Annotated in this window: 18 protein-coding genes; 15 read left to right on the forward strand and 3 right to left on the reverse strand. The window is 53.3% G+C overall.

Going from position 1 to position 20,894, the window contains the following annotated elements:
- The first annotated feature begins 84 nt into the window (after nt 1–84).
- Nucleotides 85–1,143 (forward strand): 3-deoxy-7-phosphoheptulonate synthase AroG, encoded by a 1,059-nt coding sequence (aroG, locus tag K0H79_RS03325; RefSeq protein ID WP_220077303.1) that lies wholly within the window; start codon nt 85–87, stop codon nt 1,141–1,143.
- 35 nt (nt 1,144–1,178) lie between these two features.
- Here aroG and K0H79_RS03330 read toward each other — a convergent pair whose 3' ends face one another.
- Nucleotides 1,179–1,355, reverse strand: a complete 177-nt coding sequence (locus tag K0H79_RS03330; RefSeq protein WP_011758776.1) for a hypothetical protein — start codon at nt 1,353–1,355, stop codon at nt 1,179–1,181.
- A gap of 386 nt (nt 1,356–1,741) precedes the next feature.
- Between K0H79_RS03330 and K0H79_RS03335 the strand changes: the two genes are divergently transcribed.
- The 5 genes from K0H79_RS03335 to K0H79_RS03355 all read left to right on the forward strand — a co-directional run bounded on the left by K0H79_RS03335 (nt 1,742) and on the right by K0H79_RS03355 (nt 6,344).
- Nucleotides 1,742–3,526 carry an ABC transporter ATP-binding protein/permease gene (locus K0H79_RS03335; protein ID WP_220077304.1) on the forward strand — a complete coding sequence of 595 codons (1,785 nt, stop codon included), beginning with the start codon at nt 1,742–1,744 and terminating at the stop codon, nt 3,524–3,526.
- A gap of 68 nt (nt 3,527–3,594) precedes the next feature.
- Nucleotides 3,595–3,861: a hypothetical protein gene (locus tag K0H79_RS03340; RefSeq protein WP_220077305.1), complete on the forward strand. Its 267-nt coding sequence runs from the start codon at nt 3,595–3,597 to the stop codon at nt 3,859–3,861.
- Nucleotides 3,862–4,289: 428 nt separating this feature from the next.
- Nucleotides 4,290–4,898 (forward strand): DUF5610 domain-containing protein, encoded by a 609-nt coding sequence (locus K0H79_RS03345; RefSeq protein WP_220077306.1) that lies wholly within the window; start codon nt 4,290–4,292, stop codon nt 4,896–4,898.
- Nucleotides 4,899–4,977: 79 nt separating this feature from the next.
- Nucleotides 4,978–5,724: a ferredoxin--NADP reductase gene (locus tag K0H79_RS03350; protein ID WP_220077307.1), complete on the forward strand. Its 747-nt coding sequence runs from the start codon at nt 4,978–4,980 to the stop codon at nt 5,722–5,724.
- Between the two features lie 17 nt (nt 5,725–5,741).
- On the forward strand, nt 5,742–6,344 hold the full coding sequence (locus K0H79_RS03355) for a glutathione S-transferase (RefSeq protein WP_220077308.1): 603 nt from the start codon (nt 5,742–5,744) through the stop codon (nt 6,342–6,344).
- On the opposite strand, the gene K0H79_RS03360 is transcribed toward K0H79_RS03355, so the two are convergent.
- Nucleotides 6,341–6,844 (reverse strand): hypothetical protein, encoded by a 504-nt coding sequence (locus K0H79_RS03360; protein ID WP_220077309.1) that lies wholly within the window; start codon nt 6,842–6,844, stop codon nt 6,341–6,343. The genes K0H79_RS03355 and K0H79_RS03360 overlap by 4 nt on opposite strands.
- A 235-nt stretch (nt 6,845–7,079) precedes the next feature.
- Between K0H79_RS03360 and K0H79_RS03365 the strand changes: the two genes are divergently transcribed.
- From K0H79_RS03365 to K0H79_RS03385, 5 genes are all read left to right on the forward strand, one after another.
- Nucleotides 7,080–8,087, forward strand: coding sequence for a Fe(3+) ABC transporter substrate-binding protein (locus K0H79_RS03365; RefSeq protein ID WP_220077310.1), 1,008 nt, complete (start codon nt 7,080–7,082; stop codon nt 8,085–8,087).
- A 59-nt stretch (nt 8,088–8,146) separates the two neighbouring features.
- Nucleotides 8,147–9,775 (forward strand): iron ABC transporter permease, encoded by a 1,629-nt coding sequence (locus K0H79_RS03370; RefSeq protein WP_220077311.1) that lies wholly within the window; start codon nt 8,147–8,149, stop codon nt 9,773–9,775.
- A 1-nt stretch (nt 9,776) separates the two neighbouring features.
- Nucleotides 9,777–10,802: an ABC transporter ATP-binding protein gene (locus K0H79_RS03375; RefSeq protein WP_220077312.1), complete on the forward strand. Its 1,026-nt coding sequence runs from the start codon at nt 9,777–9,779 to the stop codon at nt 10,800–10,802.
- Nucleotides 10,803–10,855: 53 nt separating this feature from the next.
- A complete protein-coding gene (gene ggt / locus K0H79_RS03380) occupies nt 10,856–12,562 on the forward strand; it encodes a gamma-glutamyltransferase (protein ID WP_220077313.1) in 1,707 nt (568 codons plus the stop codon).
- 107 nt (nt 12,563–12,669) lie between these two features.
- Nucleotides 12,670–13,605, forward strand: coding sequence for a Dyp-type peroxidase (locus K0H79_RS03385; RefSeq protein ID WP_220066785.1), 936 nt, complete (start codon nt 12,670–12,672; stop codon nt 13,603–13,605).
- Nucleotides 13,606–13,667: 62 nt separating this feature from the next.
- Here the strand turns inward: K0H79_RS03385 and argR are convergent, their stop codons facing one another.
- Nucleotides 13,668–14,132 (reverse strand): transcriptional regulator ArgR, encoded by a 465-nt coding sequence (gene argR / locus K0H79_RS03390; RefSeq protein WP_011758789.1) that lies wholly within the window; start codon nt 14,130–14,132, stop codon nt 13,668–13,670.
- 286 nt (nt 14,133–14,418) lie between these two features.
- Between argR and mdh the strand changes: the two genes are divergently transcribed.
- The 4 genes from mdh (at nt 14,419) to K0H79_RS03410 (ending at nt 20,783) form a co-directional block, all read left to right on the forward strand.
- The gene (gene mdh / locus K0H79_RS03395) at nt 14,419–15,354 is read left to right on the forward strand and encodes a malate dehydrogenase (RefSeq protein ID WP_220077314.1); all 936 of its coding nucleotides are present in this window, start codon (nt 14,419–14,421) and stop codon (nt 15,352–15,354) included.
- A 186-nt stretch (nt 15,355–15,540) separates the two neighbouring features.
- Nucleotides 15,541–16,605 (forward strand): efflux RND transporter periplasmic adaptor subunit, encoded by a 1,065-nt coding sequence (locus K0H79_RS03400; protein WP_220077315.1) that lies wholly within the window; start codon nt 15,541–15,543, stop codon nt 16,603–16,605.
- A 2-nt stretch (nt 16,606–16,607) separates the two neighbouring features.
- Complete coding sequence (locus K0H79_RS03405) at nt 16,608–17,687, forward strand: efflux RND transporter periplasmic adaptor subunit (protein ID WP_258405466.1); 1,080 nt, start codon at nt 16,608–16,610, stop codon at nt 17,685–17,687.
- A 9-nt stretch (nt 17,688–17,696) separates the two neighbouring features.
- Entirely contained in the window at nt 17,697–20,783 is a 3,087-nt protein-coding gene (locus tag K0H79_RS03410) for an efflux RND transporter permease subunit (RefSeq protein WP_220077316.1), read from the forward strand.
- Nucleotides 20,784–20,894 lie beyond the last annotated feature (111 nt).

Genomic DNA, 20,894 nt, shown 5'->3' on the forward strand with positions numbered 1-20,894 from the left:
CCGCTTCGTTTAGTCGCTAAATTGACAGGGTCATAACAGATAGAGAGACACCTGATTTAACCCTTTCCGGAGCTTGCAAAGCCTATGTATTACCAAAATGATGACGTTCGAATTAATGAAGTAAAAGAATTGCTGCCACCTATCGCCATTCTCGAGCGATTTCCTGCAACAGAGAACGCATCTGCCACGGTTTTTAATGCCCGGAGCAATATTCACAACTTGCTGGCAAAAAAAGACGATCGCCTGCTGGTCGTGATTGGTCCCTGTTCAATTCACGATCCCGAAGCGGCGCTGGAATACGGTCAGCGTTTGCTGGCGCTGCGAGAACAATATTGCGATCAGCTGGAAGTGGTAATGCGGGTGTATTTTGAAAAGCCCAGAACTACAGTTGGTTGGAAAGGCCTGATAAACGATCCCTACATGGACAACAGCTTTAAGCTGAATGATGGTCTGCGCACGGCCCGCAAGCTGTTGTTGGATCTGAATCATATGGGCATGCCTACTGCGGGTGAATTTCTCGATATGATTACGCCCCAGTATGTTGCTGACCTCATGTGTTGGGGGGCTATCGGTGCCCGCACCACTGAGTCTCAGGTGCACCGGGAGCTGGCATCCGGTCTCTCTTGTCCGGTAGGGTTCAAGAACGGCACTGATGGCACTATCAAAATTGCCATCGATGCCATAGGCGCGGCGGCGGCGCCCCATCACTTTTTGTCGGTGACCAAGTTTGGACACTCGGCCATTGTGTCCACCAAAGGTAATCCGGACTGTCACATTATTCTTCGCGGTGGCCGCGAGCCCAATTACAGCCGCGAGCATGTCGCCAAGATCCAGACCGAGCTGCAAAATGCAGGGTTGCCGGACAATGTGATGATTGATTTCAGCCATGCCAACAGCAGCAAACAATTCACCCGCCAGATGGTTGTTGCCGATGATGTTGCGAGTCAGCTTGCCGATGGTAACAAAGGGATTTTCGGTGTGATGGTTGAGAGCCATCTGAGTGAAGGTCGTCAGGATCATATCCCTGGCGTACCACTGGAATATGGCAAAAGTGTCACAGATGCCTGCCTCGGCTGGGATGACAGCGCCAAACTGCTGGCTACCCTGAATCAAGCCGTACTGGCCAGGCGCGAGCGCAGCTGATATCAAAAAGGCGCCTGAGGCGCCTTTTCTTTTACTTACTTTTTCAGGTTTTGCGCTAAGTACTCATTAGCCTTGGCCAGGCTGCCAAATGAATTAATCAGATTTCGACGTCCCTTTTCCTGAAGCTCCGGATTGCCTGATTCCATCATCATCCATACCCAGGTTTGGATCAAAGTGAGCGGTGGGTATTGAACTTGTGCAGAATCTAACATAAATCGCCCTTAAGTTATTGTATTTTACAGAAATTAATTCTGAACTCTCATGTCGGACCAAAAAAATATGCCAGGTCGGACACTAAGGTGGTCACAGATTAGCAAATTCTTTTTTCTTGTATAACCTCGTAGACGCTCGTAGGCGAAAAAAATCGGCTTAAGTAGTAGTAAAGTGTAATTCAAATGGCTTTTAGGTAAGTCAAAAGTATGAGCTTTGTGTTGCTTTAATGGAATGAAGTACTATGAATTTGCCTGCGTCGATGTCGACAAAGGGGACGCTTATCAGCACACAGCTCAACAATTCTGGTGAGTTTGCCAACAACAAGACGTTCAAACCCGTTTCAGGGTGATAGAATCCCTCTCAAACTCCCTTGCGTCTTATATCTATGCGCCCAACAGCCTATTTTGAAGGCCCCATCGAAAAGCTGAACTGGAAAGTACTTGGCCTGCTTTGGCCCTATTTACTCGAGTTTAAAGGACGTATTTTGCTTGCACTGCTGTGCTTGTTGATTGCCAAGCTGGCGAGTGTAGGTATGCCTTTTTTGTTGAAAGGGCTGGTGGATGGTCTGGATGCAGGCAGGAGTGAAGCCTTGGTTGCCGTGCCATTGGGGTTGGTGCTGGCGTACGGTGGCACCCGCTTGCTGATGTCGATTACCGGGGAAATCCGCGACACCCTGTTTGGGCGTGTCACAGAGCGGGCCATCCGCCGATTGGGGCTGGCGGTGTTTGATCACTTACATCGCCTGGATCTGGACTTTCACCTTGAACGTCGCACCGGCGGTCTTTCCAGAGATATAGAAAGGGGCACCAGTGGCGTGAGTTTTTTGATGCGCTTTATGGTGTTCAACATAGTGCCGACCTTATTGGAAATTGCCTTGGTGGTGGGTATCTTTTTCGTTAAATACGGCTGGCAATTCGCCGGTATCACCTTGGTTTCCGTCATCCTTTATATCGGCTTCAGCGTGGTTGCCACCGAGTGGCGTACCGAATATGTGCGCCAGGCGGCCAAGGCAGATTCCGTTTCCAATACCCGCGCCATCGATAGTCTGCTGAACTATGAAACCGTGAAGTACTTTAACAACGAGCGCTTTGAGTCGGCCCACTATGACAAGGCATTGGAAGCCTGGGAAACCGCCAAACGAAATAACCGTCTGTCGTTATTTGCCCTGAACGGCGGCCAGGCAGTGATTATTGCCGTTGCCATGACCGCCATGATGGCACTTGCCGCCAAGCATGTGACCGAAAGCCAGATGACACTGGGCGATTTTGTGCTCATCAATGCTTTTATGATGCAGCTCTTTATGCCGCTGAACTTTTTGGGCTTTGTCTACAGGGAAATCCGTGGCGCACTGGCGAACATCGAGCGGATGTTTGGCCTCTTGGACAAAACGCCACGCATTGAAGATAAGACTGATGCCGTGAATTTTGCCTGCCAGAGGGGAGAAATCCGTTTTGAGCAGGTTAACTTCAGCTATGACGAGCGCACTATTTTGTCGGATGTCAGTTTTACTGTGGCTCCCGGGGAAAAGGTGGCCGTGGTGGGTGACAGCGGCGCCGGCAAATCGACGCTGATTAAGCTGCTATTCCGCTTCTATGACGTCGATTCCGGGCGTATTTGCATCGATGACATGGATCTTCGCGACATGACCCAGGACAGCCTGAGAAGAGCCATAGCCATAGTGCCCCAGGATACTGTGCTCTTTAATGACTCGCTGCTGGAAAACATCCGCTATGGCCGCCCGGATGCCAGTGATGAAGAGGTTCTGGCCGTAATTCGTCATGCACATCTGGCAGATTTTGTGGCGGCATTGCCATCGGGTTGGGACACCAAGGTGGGTGAGCGCGGCCTTAAACTCTCTGGTGGAGAAAAACAGCGGGTTGCCATCGCCAGAGCCATGCTCAAGGGGTCGCCCATCCTGGTGTTTGATGAAGCTACCTCTTCACTGGACAGCCGTGCCGAGAAGGCGATATTGGATGCCCTGAAAGAAGTGGCCACCGGACACACCAGTCTGGTGGTCGCCCACCGACTCTCAACCATAGTGGATGCCGACCGCATTTTGGTGCTGAGCAAGGGACGCATTGCCGAGCAGGGAACCCATAAACAATTGCTCGCGATGGACGGTCTTTACGCCAGGCTCTGGCATATTCAGCATGAGCAAAAGATGAAGTGAAGTTCAGGTGTGATTCAGCAAAGCGCTCGCATAATCCTAAAAAGGATAAGAATTGTCACGGAGTCGCTATGAAAAACATCGCTTTGCTGGTCAATTTGGAAGGCATGAGTGAAAAAGTCACTACAGATTGGAATGCCGTTTCTACAACCTTGAAAAAACGGCAGGTGACTCAGGAAACGCTGGTGGATATATACGCACAGCTCTGCGCTGGTCTTAAGGTGTCTACCCGAGGATTGACGCTGGCAAAACTAAACACAGACATGGTGTTGGACAATGTGATCCGCAGCGCCCAAGCCGGTAGCTATCCTTCGGCAGGTTTTTACAGCCAGGGCTAATCATTTAGAGGAAGGGGGCTTACGCCATCCCTCACACAGCAGCGGCACATGTTTTTCCCCGTCGGCAGGCATTAATCGAATGATGCGCCCATCCCTGAAACAGAGTTGTTCTCCTTCAATCTCGGTTAGTCTGTCGCAGTTCTGACAACTGGTACTGCGAGGTTTTACCTCGGGCATATTTGGCTTATTCACTATCCGGATCCTGAGCTTTAAATGGTTGATCCAGCCCCCACTTTACTCCCTAAGTGTTAACTGAATCAATCTTTGGCCGGCCATTATACTCAAGGCTGGTGAAGTTTAAATTAAAACTTAAGTCGAGTATGTTCCCTATTGCTTTCTTGCAACAAGAGGACGACTTTTTATTAAAGTTGTACAAAAATTATCCGATACAGAGGTTGAGCAGACTTGTGTCAGTATCGAGGTAATCCATGGAAATTCGCCCGCCCCAACCCAATCACGGTGCCACAGTGTCTCAAGTGGCAAAAGACAAGAGCCCCGAAGCGGGCAAAAACCATGGTGAGACTGTTGCTGTGGTTGCCAGCCAAAAGACAGCTGCACATTCCAGCCGTGCCTTGATGAACGCAGCGATACTTTCGGCACAGCAAGAGGTGAGCCTGAGTGCTGCCGATGAGCCCATGGTTTTGCTGTATCGCGCCGCGATCGAAGCCATCAATGAGCAGCTTGCTCCGACTATGGGCGAGCAGGCCATTGAGCGGCTGGCAGAGGAAGGCGTTGATACTTCGCCAGAAGCCACGGCCGGCAGAATAGTTGATTTTGCCACCCAATTCTTCAGCGTTTATCAATCTCAAAATAGCAGCCAGCCATTGGAGCAGCAGTTGGAAGGGTTTATGGCGGTGATTGGCGGTGCGATTGATGAGGGCTTCAAAGAAGCCAGAGACATACTCAGTGGTCTTAAGGTACTGGAAGGGGATATCGCAGCGGGTGTCGATAAGACCTACGACTTGGTGCAGCAAGGGCTCAAGGATTTTGCCGACAAGATGAATCCACAAGATAAAGAAGAGAGCGCAGCAGGATAAACGCCTTCGTTAAAAAGGGTTTTTATTTTTTCCTCCCTTGCTTATGCTGGAGCTGCAGCCACAGAGTAGGGGAGGCGACATGTGGGTCGAAGGCCGGGTGTTGCAAAGAAAGGATTGGACCGACAAGCTGTTCAGTCTCAGGATTGATGCCAAAATAGCGCCCTTTATTGCGGGCCAGTTTATTAAACTCAGTTTACCCAGTGAGGATAAGCGCATTGCCCGGGCTTATTCTCTGGTTAACCCTCCCGGAGCCGATTATATCGAGGTGCTGGCCGTTGCCGTTGAAGAGGGCGAGCTCTCTCCGAGATTGCAGGACTTAAGCCCCGGTGATGTGCTTCAAGTTTCTGCCAGCGCGACCGGCTTTTTAACCTTGGGCGAATTACCCGACGCCCCCGCAGCCGGGCGTCAGCTCTGGATGCTCGCCACAGGCACCGCCGTAGGCCCCTTTATTGCCATGCTTGGCACCGAAGAGCCCTGGCAAAGGTTTGAACACCTGGTGCTTGTATATGGGGTTCGCCGGGCTGAGGATCTGGCTTATCTTGATGAGTTGCAAGCCCTGGCAGCAAGCAGGCCCGGCTTACAACTCATCTTATCCGTTACCCGGGAATCCGTACCCGGAGCCATGCAACAAAGGATACCCGATGCGCTGGCTTCTGGCGCGATCGAAGCCGCCAGCGGCCTTACTTTGTCTGCCGCGCATTCTCAGGTCATGATTTGTGGTAATCCTGAGATGGTTGCAAGCACCCAGGCATTGTTGCTCGAACGTGGTCTGTGTAAAAACCTTCGCAGGGCACCCGGGCAAATCACGGTGGAAAAATACTGGTAAACACACAAGGAACTCCCATGAAGCTCTTATGCTCTGCACCTTCGCCTTATTCCCGTATGGTCCGAATCGTGGTGCGCTACCTGGAATTGGATGTCGAAGAGCTGAACACCAATCCATTGGAAAATGGTGATACCTTGCTGAGTGCCAATCCTCTCGGGCAAATTCCCTGCTTGTTTTTGAACGATGGGGCTGCCCTCTACGACAGTGAAGTGATCTGCCGCTACCTTGATGCAACCTATGCCAAGAGTCAGTTGTTTGGAGAGCCGGGTTTGGATTGGCATGTCCAGTGTCAGTTTTCACTGCTGAAAGGGCTTATCGACAGTGCAGTAAAACTGCGGCAGGAACAGATGCGTGAAGAAGAGGGCGTGCGTTCAGCGTTTTGGACCTCGCGTTTTGAACAGGCGCTCTTGAGGGGAATTCGTGAGCTTGAGCGTCAGGGGGCCGGTTCGTCTGACCGCATTAACGCCCACAGTATGGCCTTGGTGTGCTTATTGGATTATATGGACTACCGACATCCGGCACTGGAGTGGCGTAATCTTGCACCGGCGCTGACACTGTGGTTTGACGAAGTGCGTGAGTTGCCAATATTCCGTGAAACGCGCCCGGATATTGCCTGCTAAACATCTGTAATGCGCCTGCCCTTGGGTAGTTGGCGCTTATTTTTTTCACCGAAATGCCCATACAATTCTTCTGTTAGCCCATACCTCGCCCGTCTGTCTGAGTGGGGGATCCGGCGGTCTTCAAAGTGCTGGTAATGGCAATGGCAGGTTTCGGCATCACAGCCTTTCAGTGGAATGGCGGGGGCATCACCGGAGAGAAATCGTTGCCCATCCATTGCCTGTCTGGCACTGCAGTCATTTAAACCGGCAACCACTGTGACGCAGTGAAATGGATGTAGGCCCTGTGGCTTTGCCCCATTGATCCTGGCCTGGTGCTCTACGTCTTCCAGGGACTCGTACACACTCTGATCTTTAGGAATCTCCAGCTCATGGGGCACTACAGCGTGCTTTTTGTGTCTGCACTCCCTGTGACGTTGATGCCAGTGGTCCGATTGATACTTACTGTAAACGAACCAGCCTACTGACACAGCCAGAGCCAGCAACAGCAAAAACAAGTCCATTGTGCTAGCCCCTGCCGGTTAACAATTAAGTTTCAGTTTAGTTTAGTTTGAGATAATTCGCGGTTCGCTTTCGGTGTAATCGCGTAACGTATTGAGTAATATCGATAAATTTCATTGACTCAGCTAACAATTTGGCGAGTTTAAGTTGTCAGTTAAGACCCCTTGGATTACCCTGTCTGTAGTGATAATAATTATCATTAGTTGTTTTGACTTAACCAAGTTCTGGGAGTTCGAGATGAAATTGTCCAAAGGGGTATTGTTCGCAGGCCTGGCCTGCTTGACCGGCTCTGCCATGGCGGCTGATACGTTGACTGTCTATTCCTATCGTCAGGCATTTTTGATCGAGCCCATACTGGCAGAATTCACGAAAGAAACCGGCATTCAAACCCAGCTGGTATTTGCCAAAGATGGCATAGCAGAACGTCTGCAGCGTGAAGGCCGCCTGTCTCCGGCGGATTTGGTATTGACCTCCGAGTTCTCAAAGCTGATGGAGCTGGTTGATAAAGATCTGGTGGACAAGGTGCAAAGTCCGGTTCTCGAGAGCAACATTCCAGCGCAGTTGCGCTCCGCCGATGGTGATTGGTATGCCCTGACGGTGCGCACCCGGAGCCTGTACTCTTCAAAAGATAGGCTGGGTAAGTTGGATATCGACTATGAAGATCTGGCTGATCCCAAATACAAAGGTAAAATCTGCACCCGCAGCGGTAAGCATCCTTACAATATTTCGCTGGTGGCATCCATGATTGCCAACAAGGGCGAAGCCGAAACCAAAGTGTGGCTCGAAGGCCTGAAAGCCAATCTGGCACGCAAACCTCAGGGGAACGACAGGGCACAGGTCAAGGCCGTAAAGGAAGGCCTGTGTGATATCGCCATCGGCAACAGCTATTACTTCGGTGCCATGATGCAGGACCCTGAGCAAAAGAGCTGGGCTGAAGCCGTATACATCAACTTCCCCAACCAGGCTAACCGTGGCACCCACATCAATGTGTCCGGCATGGCCATGCCAAAATATGCTCCCAACAAGGAGCAGGCCGTTAAGCTGATGGAGTTTTTGGCATCTGACAAAGCGCAACATGCCTATGCCGAAGTCAACATGGAATACCCGGTGAAAGTTGATGTGAAACCCTCAGAGATGGTGGCCTCCTGGGGCGAGTTCAAGGCCGACACACTGGCCATTGAAAAGCTTGCCGAATATCACGGTGCTGCCGTGAAATTGCTCGATGAAGTGAAATTCGACCTCTGACGATAGCATTCGCCTAATTCGTGCGGCGCCAACGGAGGGCGCCGCCTCTGGAATACACTATGGTAGTTGGATTACCCAAGCGCTGGTCGTTTTTGGGTTTTTTTATTGCATTTCTGTTTTTAACACCGCTGCTGGCGCTGTTGGCTACCGCCGCCTTTCCCGATGGCGAGGTGTTTGCGCACCTGGCCGATACTGTGCTGCCCACTTATATCCTCAATACCCTGCTGCTGATGTTGGGGGTTGGCTTGCTGTCGGCACTGCTGGCGATTCCTGCAGCCTGGTTGGTGGCCCGCTGCGAAGTGCCGGGCAGACGCTTCTTTCAATGGGCTTTGCTGCTGCCACTGGCGATGCCAGCCTATGTGGTGGCCTACGTATACACCGACCTGCTTGATTATCCGGGGCCGATTCAGCGGACCTTGCGGGCGCTGCTTGGGATTGATAGCGGCGCCGACTATTGGTTTCCCGATATTCGCAGCCTCGGCGGTGCCACGCTTATCCTGGCCTTGGTGCTATTTCCGTACATCTTTTTGCTGGCCCGCACCGCCTTTATGGAGCAGTCTCTGAGTTTACTGCAGGCATCCCGTTTGATGGGCGCCGGCGAACGTGAAAGTTTCTGGCGTTTGGCGCTGCCCATGGCAAGGCCCGCCATCGCCGCCGGCGTGGCGCTGGTTGCCATGGAAACCGCCGCCGACTTCGCCACCGTGAGTTATTTTGCCGTGCCCACCCTGACCACTGCGGTGTACGACACCTGGCTTGGCTATGGCAGTCTGGCCTCGGCTTCCAAACTGTCGATGATTATTCTGGTGGCGGTGTTTTTACTTATCTGGCTGGAGCGATTTGCCCGGCGCCGACAGCAGCTGTTTCAACGTCAGGCGCTTACCGGACAAATCCCCCGCCTGCATCTGGGCCGCTGGCGTTGGCTGGGCTTGGGCTATTGCAGTTTGTTGCTGTTTCTCTCTTTCCTGTTGCCCCTCGGCATCCTGCTGGGTTATGCGGTGCGCTACTTTGACCTGAGCTGGCAGGGCGATTTCTGGCGTTACAGTTGGAACAGCTTTTCACTGTCGGCCATCGCAGCCGTGCTTTGTGTTGTGTTTGCGCTGGCGCTGCTGTTTATTGCCCGAATAAGCCCAAGAGCGCAGGACGCCATGCCCGCAAGGCTTGCTTCAACCGGTTATGCCTTGCCGGGGACAGTGCTTGCCATCGGCGTGCTTGGCCCCCTGACCTGGCTCGATTTCGGCCTTAACGATTTTTGTGCCTGGCTGGGTATTGATGGCCCCGGGCTGCTGTTTACCGGCAGCTCCATCGCCCTGATATTTGCCTTTTGTGTGCGTTTTATTGCTATTGCCATCGGTGGCATTGAAAACAGCTGGCGCAGGCTGTCGCCGTCGCTCGATATGGCGGCACTCTCCATGGGCCGGGGGCCGATTGCCCTGTTCTTCAAGGTGCATTTACCGCTGCTTCGTACCGGCATTTTAGCTTCGTTGCTGCTGGTGTTCATTGAAGCCATGAAAGAGCTACCGGCAGCGCTGCTGTTAAGGCCCATTGGATTTGAAAACCTTGCGACCAAGGTGTTTGAGTATGTGTCGGATGAGCGGCTGGAGCAGGGGGCTCTGGGCGCCATTGTGATTGTATTGGTGGGACTGATTCCTTTGGTGTTTTTAAACCGTTCCATCGAGAAGGAGAGCTGATATGTCGACTCTGAGCATTCAGGGACTTCACAGTGATTATCGCGGCGAGCAGGTGTTGCGCGGACTCGACCTCACCCTGACACAGGGCGAAATCACCGCGCTGCTTGGCCCCAGTGGCTGTGGTAAAACCACCTTGCTCAGGACCATAGCCGGGCTTCAGGATATCTCGGCCGGCAGCATTGTCATCAATGGCAACACTGTCAGTGCAAATGGCTGCTTCGTCGCACCGGAAAAGCGCAGCATAGGGATGATTTTTCAGGACTATGCGCTCTTTCCTCATCTCACGGTCGCCGACAATATCCTCTTCGGTGTCCGTCAGTTGGATAAACAAAGCCGCAGCATCAGGCTCGAGGAAATGCTGAGTCTGGTCAAACTGGAAGGGCTTGGAAGACGTTACCCGCATGAGTTATCGGGTGGGCAGCAGCAACGGGTGTCCATTGCAAGAGCCCTGGCCTACGAGCCGGACCTGCTGTTGCTGGATGAGCCTTTTTCCAATATCGATGCCCAGGTACGCCGGGCGCTGATGTTGGAAATCCGCGCCATTTTGAAGGCGCGTAACGTGTCGGCGGTGTTTGTGACCCACAGTAAGGATGAGGCCTTTGCCTTTGCCGATACTCTGGCACTGTTTGAAGCGGGCCGGATAGTGCAGCACGGCATTCCGGAAACCTTGTATCAAAGCCCCAATACTCCCTATGTGGCCGACTTCCTCGGTGCCAGCAATTATCTGGATGTGAAGCTCGAAGCCGGGCAACTCATCAGCACTCTGGGAGCTTACCCATTACCGCAAGACTTTAAGGCGGCATCTGAAACCGGTCGCTGGCTACTGCGTCCTGAGCAGTTGTTGATTGAAGCCAGAGCCGATGGGGCAGGGGAGATACTTGAGCGTCGCTTTCTCGGAAACGGTTGCCATTATCTGGTGCGTCTTGGCGAGCAGGTGCTGGATATCCACAGCCACCTTGGCCATCTCGCCTGTGGCAGCCGTGTCAGTTTGTCTGCGGCGGCGGATACACCGGTAATCTTTGCTTAAACAGGTGATTATTGAGGTAAACCTGTGTAGTTTGTGTTCTGGGAGGACTCAGCATGAACAGGTTTACAATCACTATTTTAGCCCTGGCCGTTATCGGACTGGGCAGCAGCGAAGGAGTGTTGGCCATGGACAGGATCACAGGTAAGGCGTTTGCCAGTCGTTCGGAGGTGTATGCCTCCCAGGGAATGGCGGCGACAAGCCAGCCTTTGGCCACCCAAGTTGCGCTGGATATATTGAAAGCCGGTGGCAGTGCGGTGGATGCCGCTATTGCAGCCAATGCCATGCTGGGGCTGGTTGAACCCACAGGCTCGGGCGTGGGTGGTGACCTCTTTGCCATTGTCTGGAGCGCCAGAGACAAACGCCTATACGGCTTGAACGCCTCGGGCCGCAGTCCAAAATCGCTCACGCTGGATATGCTTAAGGCACAGGGGCTTGAATTTTTACCGCCCTTTGGCCCATTGCCTGTTTCTGTACCCGGTGCCGTGGATGGCTGGTTTGAGCTGCATGAACGCTTTGGCAAATTGCCAATGTCGCAAATTTTGTCGCCATCCATCGACTACGCGCGAAAGGGTTTCCCGGTTTCTGAACTTATCGCTTTTTACCTGGAAGGCAGTGCCCGACGCCTCGCCAAATATCCGGGGTTCAGTGAAACCTATATGCCCAATGGCAAAATGCCGGCCAGGGGCGACATCATGAAAAATCCCGCCCTCGCCAATACTTACGAGAAAATAGCCAAGGGTGGCCGGGATGCCTTCTATAAGGGCGACATTGCCCGCAGCATAGACAAATACATGAAAGCCAATGGCGGCTACCTCGGCTACGAGGATCTGGCCTCGCACACCAGCGAGTGGATAGAACCCGTCTCGGTAAATTACCGTGGCTTTGATGTGTGGGAACTGCCACCAAACGGTCAGGGCATAGCCGCGCTGCAAATTTTAAAAACCCTGGAGCCGTTTGATTTAAGAGCCATGGGGCATGACAGCGTTGAATACGTGCACCATTTTGTGGAGGCCAAAAAGCTCGCCTTTGCTGACAGGGCCCGTTTTTACGCCGATATGGCCTTTGCCGATGTGCCCGTGAGTGAGCTTATTTCAGAGCGCTACAACCAGGAGCGTGCCAAGCAGATAGGTCCCAGGGCCGCCAAGTCGGTGGAGCCGGGTAACCCCAATCTGCAACAGGGTGATACCGTGTATCTCACCACCGCGGACAGCGAAGGCAACATGGTATCCCTCATTCAAAGTAATTTCCGCGGTATGGGCTCTGGCATGACCCCCCCGGATCTCGGCTTTGTGCTGCAGGACAGGGGGCAGCTGTTTGATTTAACCCCGGGGCGTCCCAATTCTTACGCCCCCGGCAAGCGGCCCTTCCACACCATCATTCCGGCGTTTGTAACCAAAGAGGGTAAACCCTGGCTCAGTTTTGGGGTGATGGGCGGTGCCACCCAGCCGCAGATGCACGCGCAAATTATCATTAATCTCATCGACTTCGACATGAATTTACAGGAAGCGGGCGATGCGCCACGTATTCTGCATTCGGGCTCCAGCGAGCCCACCGGCGAGGTGATGAGCGATGGCGGTTATGTGAGCCTGGAGTCGGGTTTTTCCATGGAGACCCGCCGGGAACTGGTGAAAAAAGGCCATGTGATCCGGGATGCCCTGGGGGAATTTGGCGGCTATCAGGCTATCGGTATCAATGTGGAAACCGGTGTCTATCGCGGTGCTTCCGAGAGCCGTAAAGATGGTCAGGCCGCAGGCTTTTAGGGTGAATAACAACCAATCTCGTGTAATGTGCGTCGGTCGGTGATATTTTTTCCTAAAGTACGGGATAATGTGACCGACAAAGACATACTCAGTAAGGCCTTAATAATATGGATAATCAGGTTATGCCACGTGAACAGTTGGGCGTGTGCGCCGAAGGCAATCTTCACGCAGTCTATCTGATGTTCAACGCCAACGAAGGGGTTGAGCAGTCGCTGCGTGCGAGCCTTGCCAGTGTTGCCCAATACCTTTACGACCTCACAGACCAATATGCCGACAGTGCCTTTAATGGGTTCGTGGCTGTGGGGGCTAACTATTGGGACAGTCTCTTTGGTCAGGAGCGCCCATCTCGACTCAAGCCCTTCCCGGCCATGCACGAAGGCAACCGGGAGGCACCGGCGCTGGAGTACGATTTATTTGTACATCTGCGTTGTGATCGTCTGGACATACTGCATCTGGTGGCCAATGAGGTGAATCAGATGCTCGATGAGCTGGTGGAGCTGGTGGACGAAGAGCGCGGTTTCCGTTTTATGGATAACCGGGATCTGACCGGGTTTGTGGACGGTACTGAAAATCCCCGCGGTCGCCACCGTCAGGATGTGGCCCTGGTGGGGGATGAAGATCCGGCATTCCGGGGCGGGGCTTATGTGCACGTACAGAAGTTTGCCCATAACCTTTCAAAGTGGCACCGCTTGCCGGTGAAAAAGCAGGAAGACATCATCGGCCGAACCAAGGTGGATAATATCGAGTATGAGTCTGCCGATAAGCCGCTGACCAGCCACATAAAAAGAGTGAATCTGAAAGATGAGCAGGGCAACTCGATGGAGATCCTGCGTCAGAGCATGCCCTATGGCTCGGTGAAAGAGCAGGGGTTAATGTTTATCTCTGTTTGTCGCACGCCCTCCCATTTCGAAAAGATGCTGCATTCGATGGTGCACGGCGATGGCGAAGGGAATCACGATCACCTGATGCATTTCACCCGCGCGCTGACTGGCTCGTCGTTTTTCGCGCCGTCACTGGATTATTTGCTCCAGGGTCAGGATTGAAAAAAGCGCCCCGCGGGGCGCTTTTTAATGGGAATGATGGACTTGTCCCAATATGTGTTAGGTTACTCGCTGTAATTAAACAGGGACTTAACCGTTTCCAGCGTATCTTCGATGGTCTTGATGCTGGAGGGGCAGATAAAAATGGTATCGTCACCGGCGATGGTACCCAGGATACCTTCGGGTTTGCCGATGGAGTCCAGTAAACGGGCTATTAGCTGGGCAGCCCCCGGGCTGGTACGCACCACTATCATGGCCTGGTTGTGATCCACATCCAGCACCAGATTCTTCAGTGGGCTGCCGGCAGTGGGCACGCCAAGTTCGGCCGGCAGGCAGTACACCATCTCCTGCTTGGCGTTTCGGGTACGTACGGCACCGAACTTGCTCAGCATGCGGGAGACTTTGGATTGGTTGATATTGCTGAAGCCTTCGGCCTGCAGCGCATTAACTATCTCGCTCTGGGAACCGAAGCGCTCTTCCTTTAACAGCGCTTTGAAGGTTTTGACGAGGTCATCCTGATTTTTTTGCATAGTGGGCTGCTTTGTTGTTATTCAAAAATCCAGCGTATTTTGCATATTTAAAAGCCAAAAGTCAACAAATCCCCGCTCTTTGTGAATAAAAATGCAGATAAAGGTGGCCATCCGGACGGCTGGTCAAACACCTGTTTCAAATTGCTGACAATCACACCGAAAAATGCCGTTAAACCTTGGCCACAGGCGACTAAGGGATAATTGAAATTTGTGTGACGATGCTTTAATGTGGCGCCATCATTTGAGGATCTACCTCACAAATTCCGAGATATAACGGAGAATACCTATGAAAGTTGCTGTTCTTGGTGCCGCCGGTGGTATCGGCCAAGCCCTCGCCCTACTCCTGAAAACCCAACTGCCTGCTGGTTCCAAGCTGTCTCTGTATGACATTGCCCCTGTAACACCAGGTGTTGCTGTGGATCTGAGTCACATCCCAACTGCCGTTGAGGTGAAAGGTTTTGCCGGTGAAGACCCAACGCCTGCGCTGGAAGGTGCCGATGTGGTACTGATTTCTGCCGGTGTGGCCCGTAAGCCAGGTATGGATCGCTCTGATCTGTTCAACATCAACGCAGGTATCGTCCGTAACCTGATTGAAAAAGTGGCAGTGACCTGTCCAAAAGCGTTGGTTGGTATCATCACCAACCCAGTAAACACCACTGTGGCCATCGCTGCCGAAGTGCTGAAGAAAGCCGGTGTTTATGACAAGAACCGCCTGTTCGGTGTTACCACTCTGGACGTTATCCGCGCCGAGACCTTCGTTGCCGAAGCCAAGGGCGTTGACGTAGCCAGCGTGAAAGTAAACGTGATTGGCGGCCACAGCGGCGTGACCATCCTGCCTCTGCTGTCTCAAATCGAAGGCGTAAGCTTCTCTGATGAAGAAGTAGCTGCCCTGACCAAGCGTATCCAGAACGCGGGTACCGAAGTAGTAGAAGCCAAGGCCGGTGGCGGCAGCGCTACCCTGTCTATGGGTCAGGCTGCTTTCCGTTTCGGTATGTCTCTTATCCGTGGTCTGCAGGGCGAAGCCAATGTGGTTGAATGCGCCTATGTTGACGGCGGCAGCGAGCACGCAGTGTTCTTTGCTCAGCCAGTGTTGCTGGGTAAAAACGGCGTAGAAAAAGTACTGCCTTATGGCGAAGTGAGCGCGTTTGAAGCCAACGCCCGCGATGCCATGCTGGATACCCTCAAGGGTGATATCCAACTGGGTGTAGACTTCGTTAAGTAAGTCTCGCTGAAGTGAAGAAACGGAGCCTGGTGCTCCGTTTTTTTATGTCTGAAATCTGTGATTTATCTTTGACAGCGATTTTCAATTAACCCCTGCATTTATGTGGAAACATATTGGTTTTGTTGTCAGACTGTTATCCACTTGGTAGTTCTTCTTAATACTGTTGCACCTTTACAGGAGTTTCCCATGAGCAAGCTCAGGCCGTTTCCCGGGATAGGTATTGCCGCAGTGCTGGGAGCCCTTTGGCTCCCGTCAGCCTCGCAAGCCACGACTGGCGAGGCCTCCCGACCGGTTAAGGTCAGTCAAATTACGTTGGCCGAAGGCATGAACCAGAGATTGTTGCCGGCCGAAGTCAGGGCATCGGAACGTGCCGGGCTGTCATTTCGCGTCAGCGGTGAAATCATGGACATCCTGGTGCGTCCCGGTGAAGAGGTAAAAGCCGGGCAGCTGTTGGCTAAGCTGGACCCGGCACTCTACGAACAGCAGTTGGAAGTCGCCCGAGCTCAGTATGCGCTGGCCAAGGTGCTCTATGAGCGTAATCTCAGCCTGGTAGAGCAGGGTGTGGTGTCGCGCAACGATTTTGACAAGTCCAAGAGTAATCATGATGTCGCCAAGGCCGCGCTCGACAAAGCCGAAGTGGAACTTGCCTATACCCGCCTGCTGGCCCCTTACGATGGTGTGATATCCAAACGCGATAAACGCCAGTTCGAATTCGTCAGGGCGCAGGAGCCTGTACTTGGGGTGCGCAGTGAAAACCTGATTGATGTGAGTTTTCAATTGCCTGAGCAGTACATAGGCCCTATCCAAAGTTATCAGGCCACTACCGGTAAGTTGTTGACGCCGGAAGTTCGTTTTGACAGCCGGGACAGCTGGTTTGCCGCCACCCTGAAAGAAATGAGCACTGTGGCCGACAGCAGTACCGGCAGTTATACCGTGATCCTGACGTTGCCTATGCCTGAGCAGCTCAACATTTTGCCGGGGATGTCGGCCACTGTACGGGTATCCCTGCCTACCGAAGCCCTGATCCCCCCTCCCAGTATTCCAGCCGGTGCCGTGGTGCAGGAAGGCGAGAAAACCTGGGTATTCCGCTGGCTGCCGGAGTCACAGCGGCTGCAAAAGGCGGAAGTGGTGTTGAAGGACGGTGTTCTGGTATCCGGGTTGAATGATGGCGACTTTGTCGTGGTTGCAGGCGCCGACGAACTCAGGGATGGCCAGAGCGCGGTGCGCTGGGTGAAGGAGCGGGGACTGTGATCATGAAAGAAGCGATAGGGATGACTCTGCTGGGGTTACTGGTGCTGCTTGGCGGATGTCGGCAGGCGCCGGAGATTGAGCATAAGCCTGCAAGGGTGACCGTTTACACCATACCCAGCACCGAAAATCAGGTGACTCGGGTGTTCAGCGGCGTGGCCCGCGCGCAGGACCTGACGACGTTGGCGTTTCGGGTCGAGGGGCGTATTGCCCGGATTCCGGTTACCAAGGGGCAGAGGGTCAAGGCCGGCGATATACTCGCCGTACTTGAAAAAAACGACTTTCAGATTGCACTGAATGATCGCCGCGCCCGTCTTGACGTAACCCGCAAGCAGGCAGAGCGCTCCAAAATCCTGGTGGATCAGCAACTCATGGCCCAGGCGGAATACGATCAGATGAATGCCGAATATCTGGTTGCCCGCGCCGAAGCCCGTCAGGCGGAGCTGATGCTGGAATATACCGAGCTCAAAGCTCCCTTCGATGGGGTCATTGGCGATGTGTTTCTCAAATCCTTTGAAAACGTTCAGCCCGGCACCCTGGTGCTCAGCGTCCACAGAACTGAGCGTATCGAAGTGGATGTGCAGGTGCCCGATCTCTTGATTGCCGTGTCTCGAAGGGCGGAATCAGGTCGGCAAAAGCAGGGCTTTGATGTGTCCTTTGAGGCTTTCCCGGACGAAAACTTTGTTGGACATCTGCTGGAAGTGAACACCGAAAAGGATCCCCAATCCCATACCTACGTGGCCACCATAGCTGTTGAGTTACCCGATGGGGTTAAGGTGCTGGAGGGGATGCCCGCCAAGGTTACTGTGGATTTAGGCAAGGCCACCTATACCTACCGACGTGAGTACCTGTTGCCAATCAGCGCCGTGGTAATGCGCGATGGCAGCGATATTGACTTGCAGGATGCCGGGGTGTGGCTTTATGACGCTGCCAGCGGCAGCGTTAAATTCAAACCTGTGCGTTTGGGGGTAATTGTAGGCCAGAGCATCGAAGTGGTTGACGGGCTCGCCGACGGACAACAGGTGGTAACCCAGGGAGCATCAAGCCTGGTGGATGGCCAACAAGTTGAACTGATTCAGGGATAAGGACAGACAATGAGCGTAGCAGGCTATTTCGTCAAGAACTCCGTCATCAGCTGGATGTTTACCCTGATCCTTCTGCTGGGAGGCAGTGTTGCCTTTCTCGGACTGGGCCAGCTGGAAGACCCACCTTTTACGATTAAAGACGCAGTGGTTATCACCCTCTACCCCGGAGCCACATCCACCGAGGTGGAAGAAGAGGTCACCTATCCGGTAGAGAAAGCGATTCAGGCATTGCCCTATGTGGACAAGATAAAGTCGCTGAGCACCGCCGGGTTATCGCAAATCACTGTGACCATGAAAAACACCTATGGTCCGGATCAGCTGCCACAAATCTGGGATGAGCTCAGACGCAAGGTCAATGATATGGCCGCGAGCTTACCCCCAGGTGCACAGCACCCCATGGTGAACGATGACTTTGGCGATGTGTATGGCATCATGCTGATGATCACAGGTAAGGACTTCAGCTACCGCGAGCTCAAAGACTATGTGGACTATGTGAAGCGTGAGCTGGAACTGGTGCCCGGTGTCGGTAAGGTGTCCCTGGCCGGTGAGCAAAAAGAACAGATTTTTGTAGAAATGTCGGTCAATAAGGCCGCCAGTTCAAACCTGGATCCCAATCTGATTGCCAACTTGCTCAACTCACAAAATATGGTGTCGGACGCGGGTAATATTCAGGTTGCCGGTGACAACCTCAAAATTCGCACCAGCGGAAGCTCCCGTTCGGTGGAGGAATTACAGGAACTCATCATCCCCGGTACCCAGGGCGATAAGCTTATCTACCTGAAAGATGTGGCCACCGTGCGTCGCGGTTACCAGGAAATCCCCACCAATGTGCTCAGTTACAACCGTGAGCGTGCCATTAACCTGGGCATTTCATTTTCATCCGGCGTCAACGTGGTAGCCGTAGGTAAGGCCGTTGATGACAAGTTGGCTCAAATCGACTCAGCCCGTCCTGCCGGTATCAAAATTGAGACCATGTATAACCAGCCGGTGGAAGTAGACAACTCCGTCGGCAGCTTTGTGTGGAACCTGATTGCTGCCGTTGTGATTGTGATAGGCGTGCTGCTGTTCTTTATGGGCGTGAAAAGCGGCATCCTGATAGGCCTTATCCTGTTTTTAACCTGTTTGGGCACCTTTGTGTTGATGCTGCAGGCCGAGATTGAACTGCAGCGTATTTCCCTGGGGGCGCTCATCATTGCGCTGGGGATGCTGGTAGACAATGCCATTGTAGTGGTGGAAGGGATTTTGATTGGTCGCCAGCAGGGAAAAACCACCCTGGAAGCGTCCGATGCCATTGTAAAGCAAACCATGTGGCCGCTGCTCGGGGCCACAGTGATTGCCATCACTGCCTTCGCACCCATTGGTTTGTCACCGGACTCCACCGGAGAATTTGCCGGCTCGCTGTTTTGGGTGCTGCTGTTCTCCCTGTTCCTTTCCTGGATCACCGCCATCACCATCACGCCTTTTTTTGCCAGTCTGTTTTTTGGTGAGAAAGGGGAGGAGCAGCTTGAAGGGCAATCCAAAGATCCCTACGGCGGCGCCTTTTTCACACTCTATAAAGTCGCGCTGGATGTGTGCATGCGCTATCGCTTTGTGAGCGTAATCGCCGTCGTGCTGGCGTTTGTAGCGTCTGTGGCCGGGTTTGGCTATGTGAAGCAGTCGTTTTTCCCACCTTCTACCACCCCCATATTTTTGGTGGATGTGTGGCTGCCTGAAGGGACTGATATCCGCGAAACCCAGCGGATAGTGACTGCCATGGAAGACAAGGCTGCGCAGCTGGCGGATGTGGAGTTTGTGGCGTCCACAGTTGGCAAGGGCTTCCCCCGCTTTATGCTGACTTACGCACCCGAAAAGAATTACGCCTCTTACGGCCAAATCGCCATTCGCACCAGTGCCTTCGAGACCCTCGAGGGGGTGATGACCCAGTTCCGCCGCGAAATGGAGGCGGGCTTCCCGCAAACCCAGCTCAAGTTCAAACGGCTGGAGGTAGGCCCCTCGACCGATGCCAAGATTGAGGCCCGGATTTCGGGTCCTGACCCCGATGTGCTCAGAACTCTGGGGGCTGAGGTGCAGGCGGTATTTGAGGCCACACCGGGCACAGTGAATGTGCGCCATGACTGGCGCGAGCGGGTGAAATACATAGCACCCAGATTTAACGAGACCCAGGCCAGACGTTTGGGCATCGTGAAGAGTGAAGTGGACAAGGCGCTTAAGTTTTCTTTTGCCGGGTTGCAGATAGGGGTATACCGAGAGGGTACCAATCTGCTGTCCATCGTGGGCCGGTTGCCGGATGATGAGCGGGTCGATATCGAGTCCATGGAAAGCATCCGCATCTGGAGCCCCGTGCTGAATACCCTGGTGCCTCTGCAGCAGGTAGTGGATGGATTCGAAGTGAAGTTTGAGGATCCCATTATTCAGCGCCGGGACCGCAAGCGTACCCTGACCGTTTTTGCCGATGCCGATTTTGAGTATGACCTGCTGCCTGCGGAGCTGTTTGCCAAGGTTCGGCCACAGGTGGAGGCCATCAGCATGCCGCCGGGGTATGAACTGGTGTGGGGCGGGGAATTTGAATCATCACAGGATGCGCAGGAGTCACTGTTTGCCATTTTGCCGATGGGCTTCCTGTTTATGTTTTTGGTGACGGTATTCCTGTTCAACTCGGTACGTAAGCCGCTGGTGATCTGGGCCTGTGTCCCGCTGGCCATTATCGGTATTACCCTGGGATTATTGGTACTGGATAAACCCTTCAGCTTTATGGCGTTGCTGGGGATGCTCAGCCTCTCGGGGATGCTGCTTAAAAACGGTATAGTGCTGCTCGACCAAATCAATCTGGAAATCAATGAGGGTAAGGAGCCGTTCCAGGCGGTGTTTGAGTCTACCGTTAGTCGTGTCAGGCCCGTATGTATGGCGGCCGTCACCACCATTCTGGGGATGTTGCCCCTTATCACCGATGCCTTCTTTGAGTCCATGGCGGCGGTAGTGATGTTCGGCCTTGGTGTGGCGACAGTGCTGACCTTGCTGATTGTGCCGGTGTTTTACATCATCTTCTTCAAGATCCCCTATCGGGCCTACGGTGAGTTTCAGAAGTCCAGCGACTGATAAAAGGCGTTTTTATTCATGCACAAAGCGACCCATTTGGGTCGCTTTTCTTTTATGGCAGCAGACTGCTCTGGGCCCTGATGTAACCCATTTATCAGTCACAGCGGGGGA

This window comes from Shewanella sp. FJAT-52076, assembly GCF_019457455.1.
Taxonomy (GTDB): Bacteria; Pseudomonadota; Gammaproteobacteria; order Enterobacterales; family Shewanellaceae; genus Shewanella; species Shewanella zhangzhouensis.

What these genes read in the sequence shown, in the direction of transcription:
- aroG (WP_220077303.1), top strand. Translation starts at nt 85, where the DNA reads ATGTATTACCAAAATGATGACGTTCGAATTAATGAAGTAAAAGAATTG.
- K0H79_RS03330 (WP_011758776.1), bottom strand. Translation starts at nt 1,355, where the DNA reads ATGTTAGATTCTGCACAAGTTCAATACCCACCGCTCACTTTGATCCAA.
- K0H79_RS03335 (WP_220077304.1), top strand. Translation starts at nt 1,742, where the DNA reads ATGCGCCCAACAGCCTATTTTGAAGGCCCCATCGAAAAGCTGAACTGG.
- K0H79_RS03340 (WP_220077305.1), top strand. Translation starts at nt 3,595, where the DNA reads ATGAAAAACATCGCTTTGCTGGTCAATTTGGAAGGCATGAGTGAAAAA.
- K0H79_RS03345 (WP_220077306.1), top strand. Translation starts at nt 4,290, where the DNA reads ATGGAAATTCGCCCGCCCCAACCCAATCACGGTGCCACAGTGTCTCAA.
- K0H79_RS03350 (WP_220077307.1), top strand. Translation starts at nt 4,978, where the DNA reads ATGTGGGTCGAAGGCCGGGTGTTGCAAAGAAAGGATTGGACCGACAAG.
- K0H79_RS03355 (WP_220077308.1), top strand. Translation starts at nt 5,742, where the DNA reads ATGAAGCTCTTATGCTCTGCACCTTCGCCTTATTCCCGTATGGTCCGA.
- K0H79_RS03360 (WP_220077309.1), bottom strand. Translation starts at nt 6,844, where the DNA reads ATGGACTTGTTTTTGCTGTTGCTGGCTCTGGCTGTGTCAGTAGGCTGG.
- K0H79_RS03365 (WP_220077310.1), top strand. Translation starts at nt 7,080, where the DNA reads ATGAAATTGTCCAAAGGGGTATTGTTCGCAGGCCTGGCCTGCTTGACC.
- K0H79_RS03370 (WP_220077311.1), top strand. Translation starts at nt 8,147, where the DNA reads ATGGTAGTTGGATTACCCAAGCGCTGGTCGTTTTTGGGTTTTTTTATT.
- K0H79_RS03375 (WP_220077312.1), top strand. Translation starts at nt 9,777, where the DNA reads ATGTCGACTCTGAGCATTCAGGGACTTCACAGTGATTATCGCGGCGAG.
- ggt (WP_220077313.1), top strand. Translation starts at nt 10,856, where the DNA reads ATGAACAGGTTTACAATCACTATTTTAGCCCTGGCCGTTATCGGACTG.
- K0H79_RS03385 (WP_220066785.1), top strand. Translation starts at nt 12,670, where the DNA reads ATGGATAATCAGGTTATGCCACGTGAACAGTTGGGCGTGTGCGCCGAA.
- argR (WP_011758789.1), bottom strand. Translation starts at nt 14,132, where the DNA reads ATGCAAAAAAATCAGGATGACCTCGTCAAAACCTTCAAAGCGCTGTTA.
- mdh (WP_220077314.1), top strand. Translation starts at nt 14,419, where the DNA reads ATGAAAGTTGCTGTTCTTGGTGCCGCCGGTGGTATCGGCCAAGCCCTC.
- K0H79_RS03400 (WP_220077315.1), top strand. Translation starts at nt 15,541, where the DNA reads ATGAGCAAGCTCAGGCCGTTTCCCGGGATAGGTATTGCCGCAGTGCTG.
- K0H79_RS03405 (WP_258405466.1), top strand. Translation starts at nt 16,608, where the DNA reads ATGAAAGAAGCGATAGGGATGACTCTGCTGGGGTTACTGGTGCTGCTT.
- K0H79_RS03410 (WP_220077316.1), top strand. Translation starts at nt 17,697, where the DNA reads ATGAGCGTAGCAGGCTATTTCGTCAAGAACTCCGTCATCAGCTGGATG.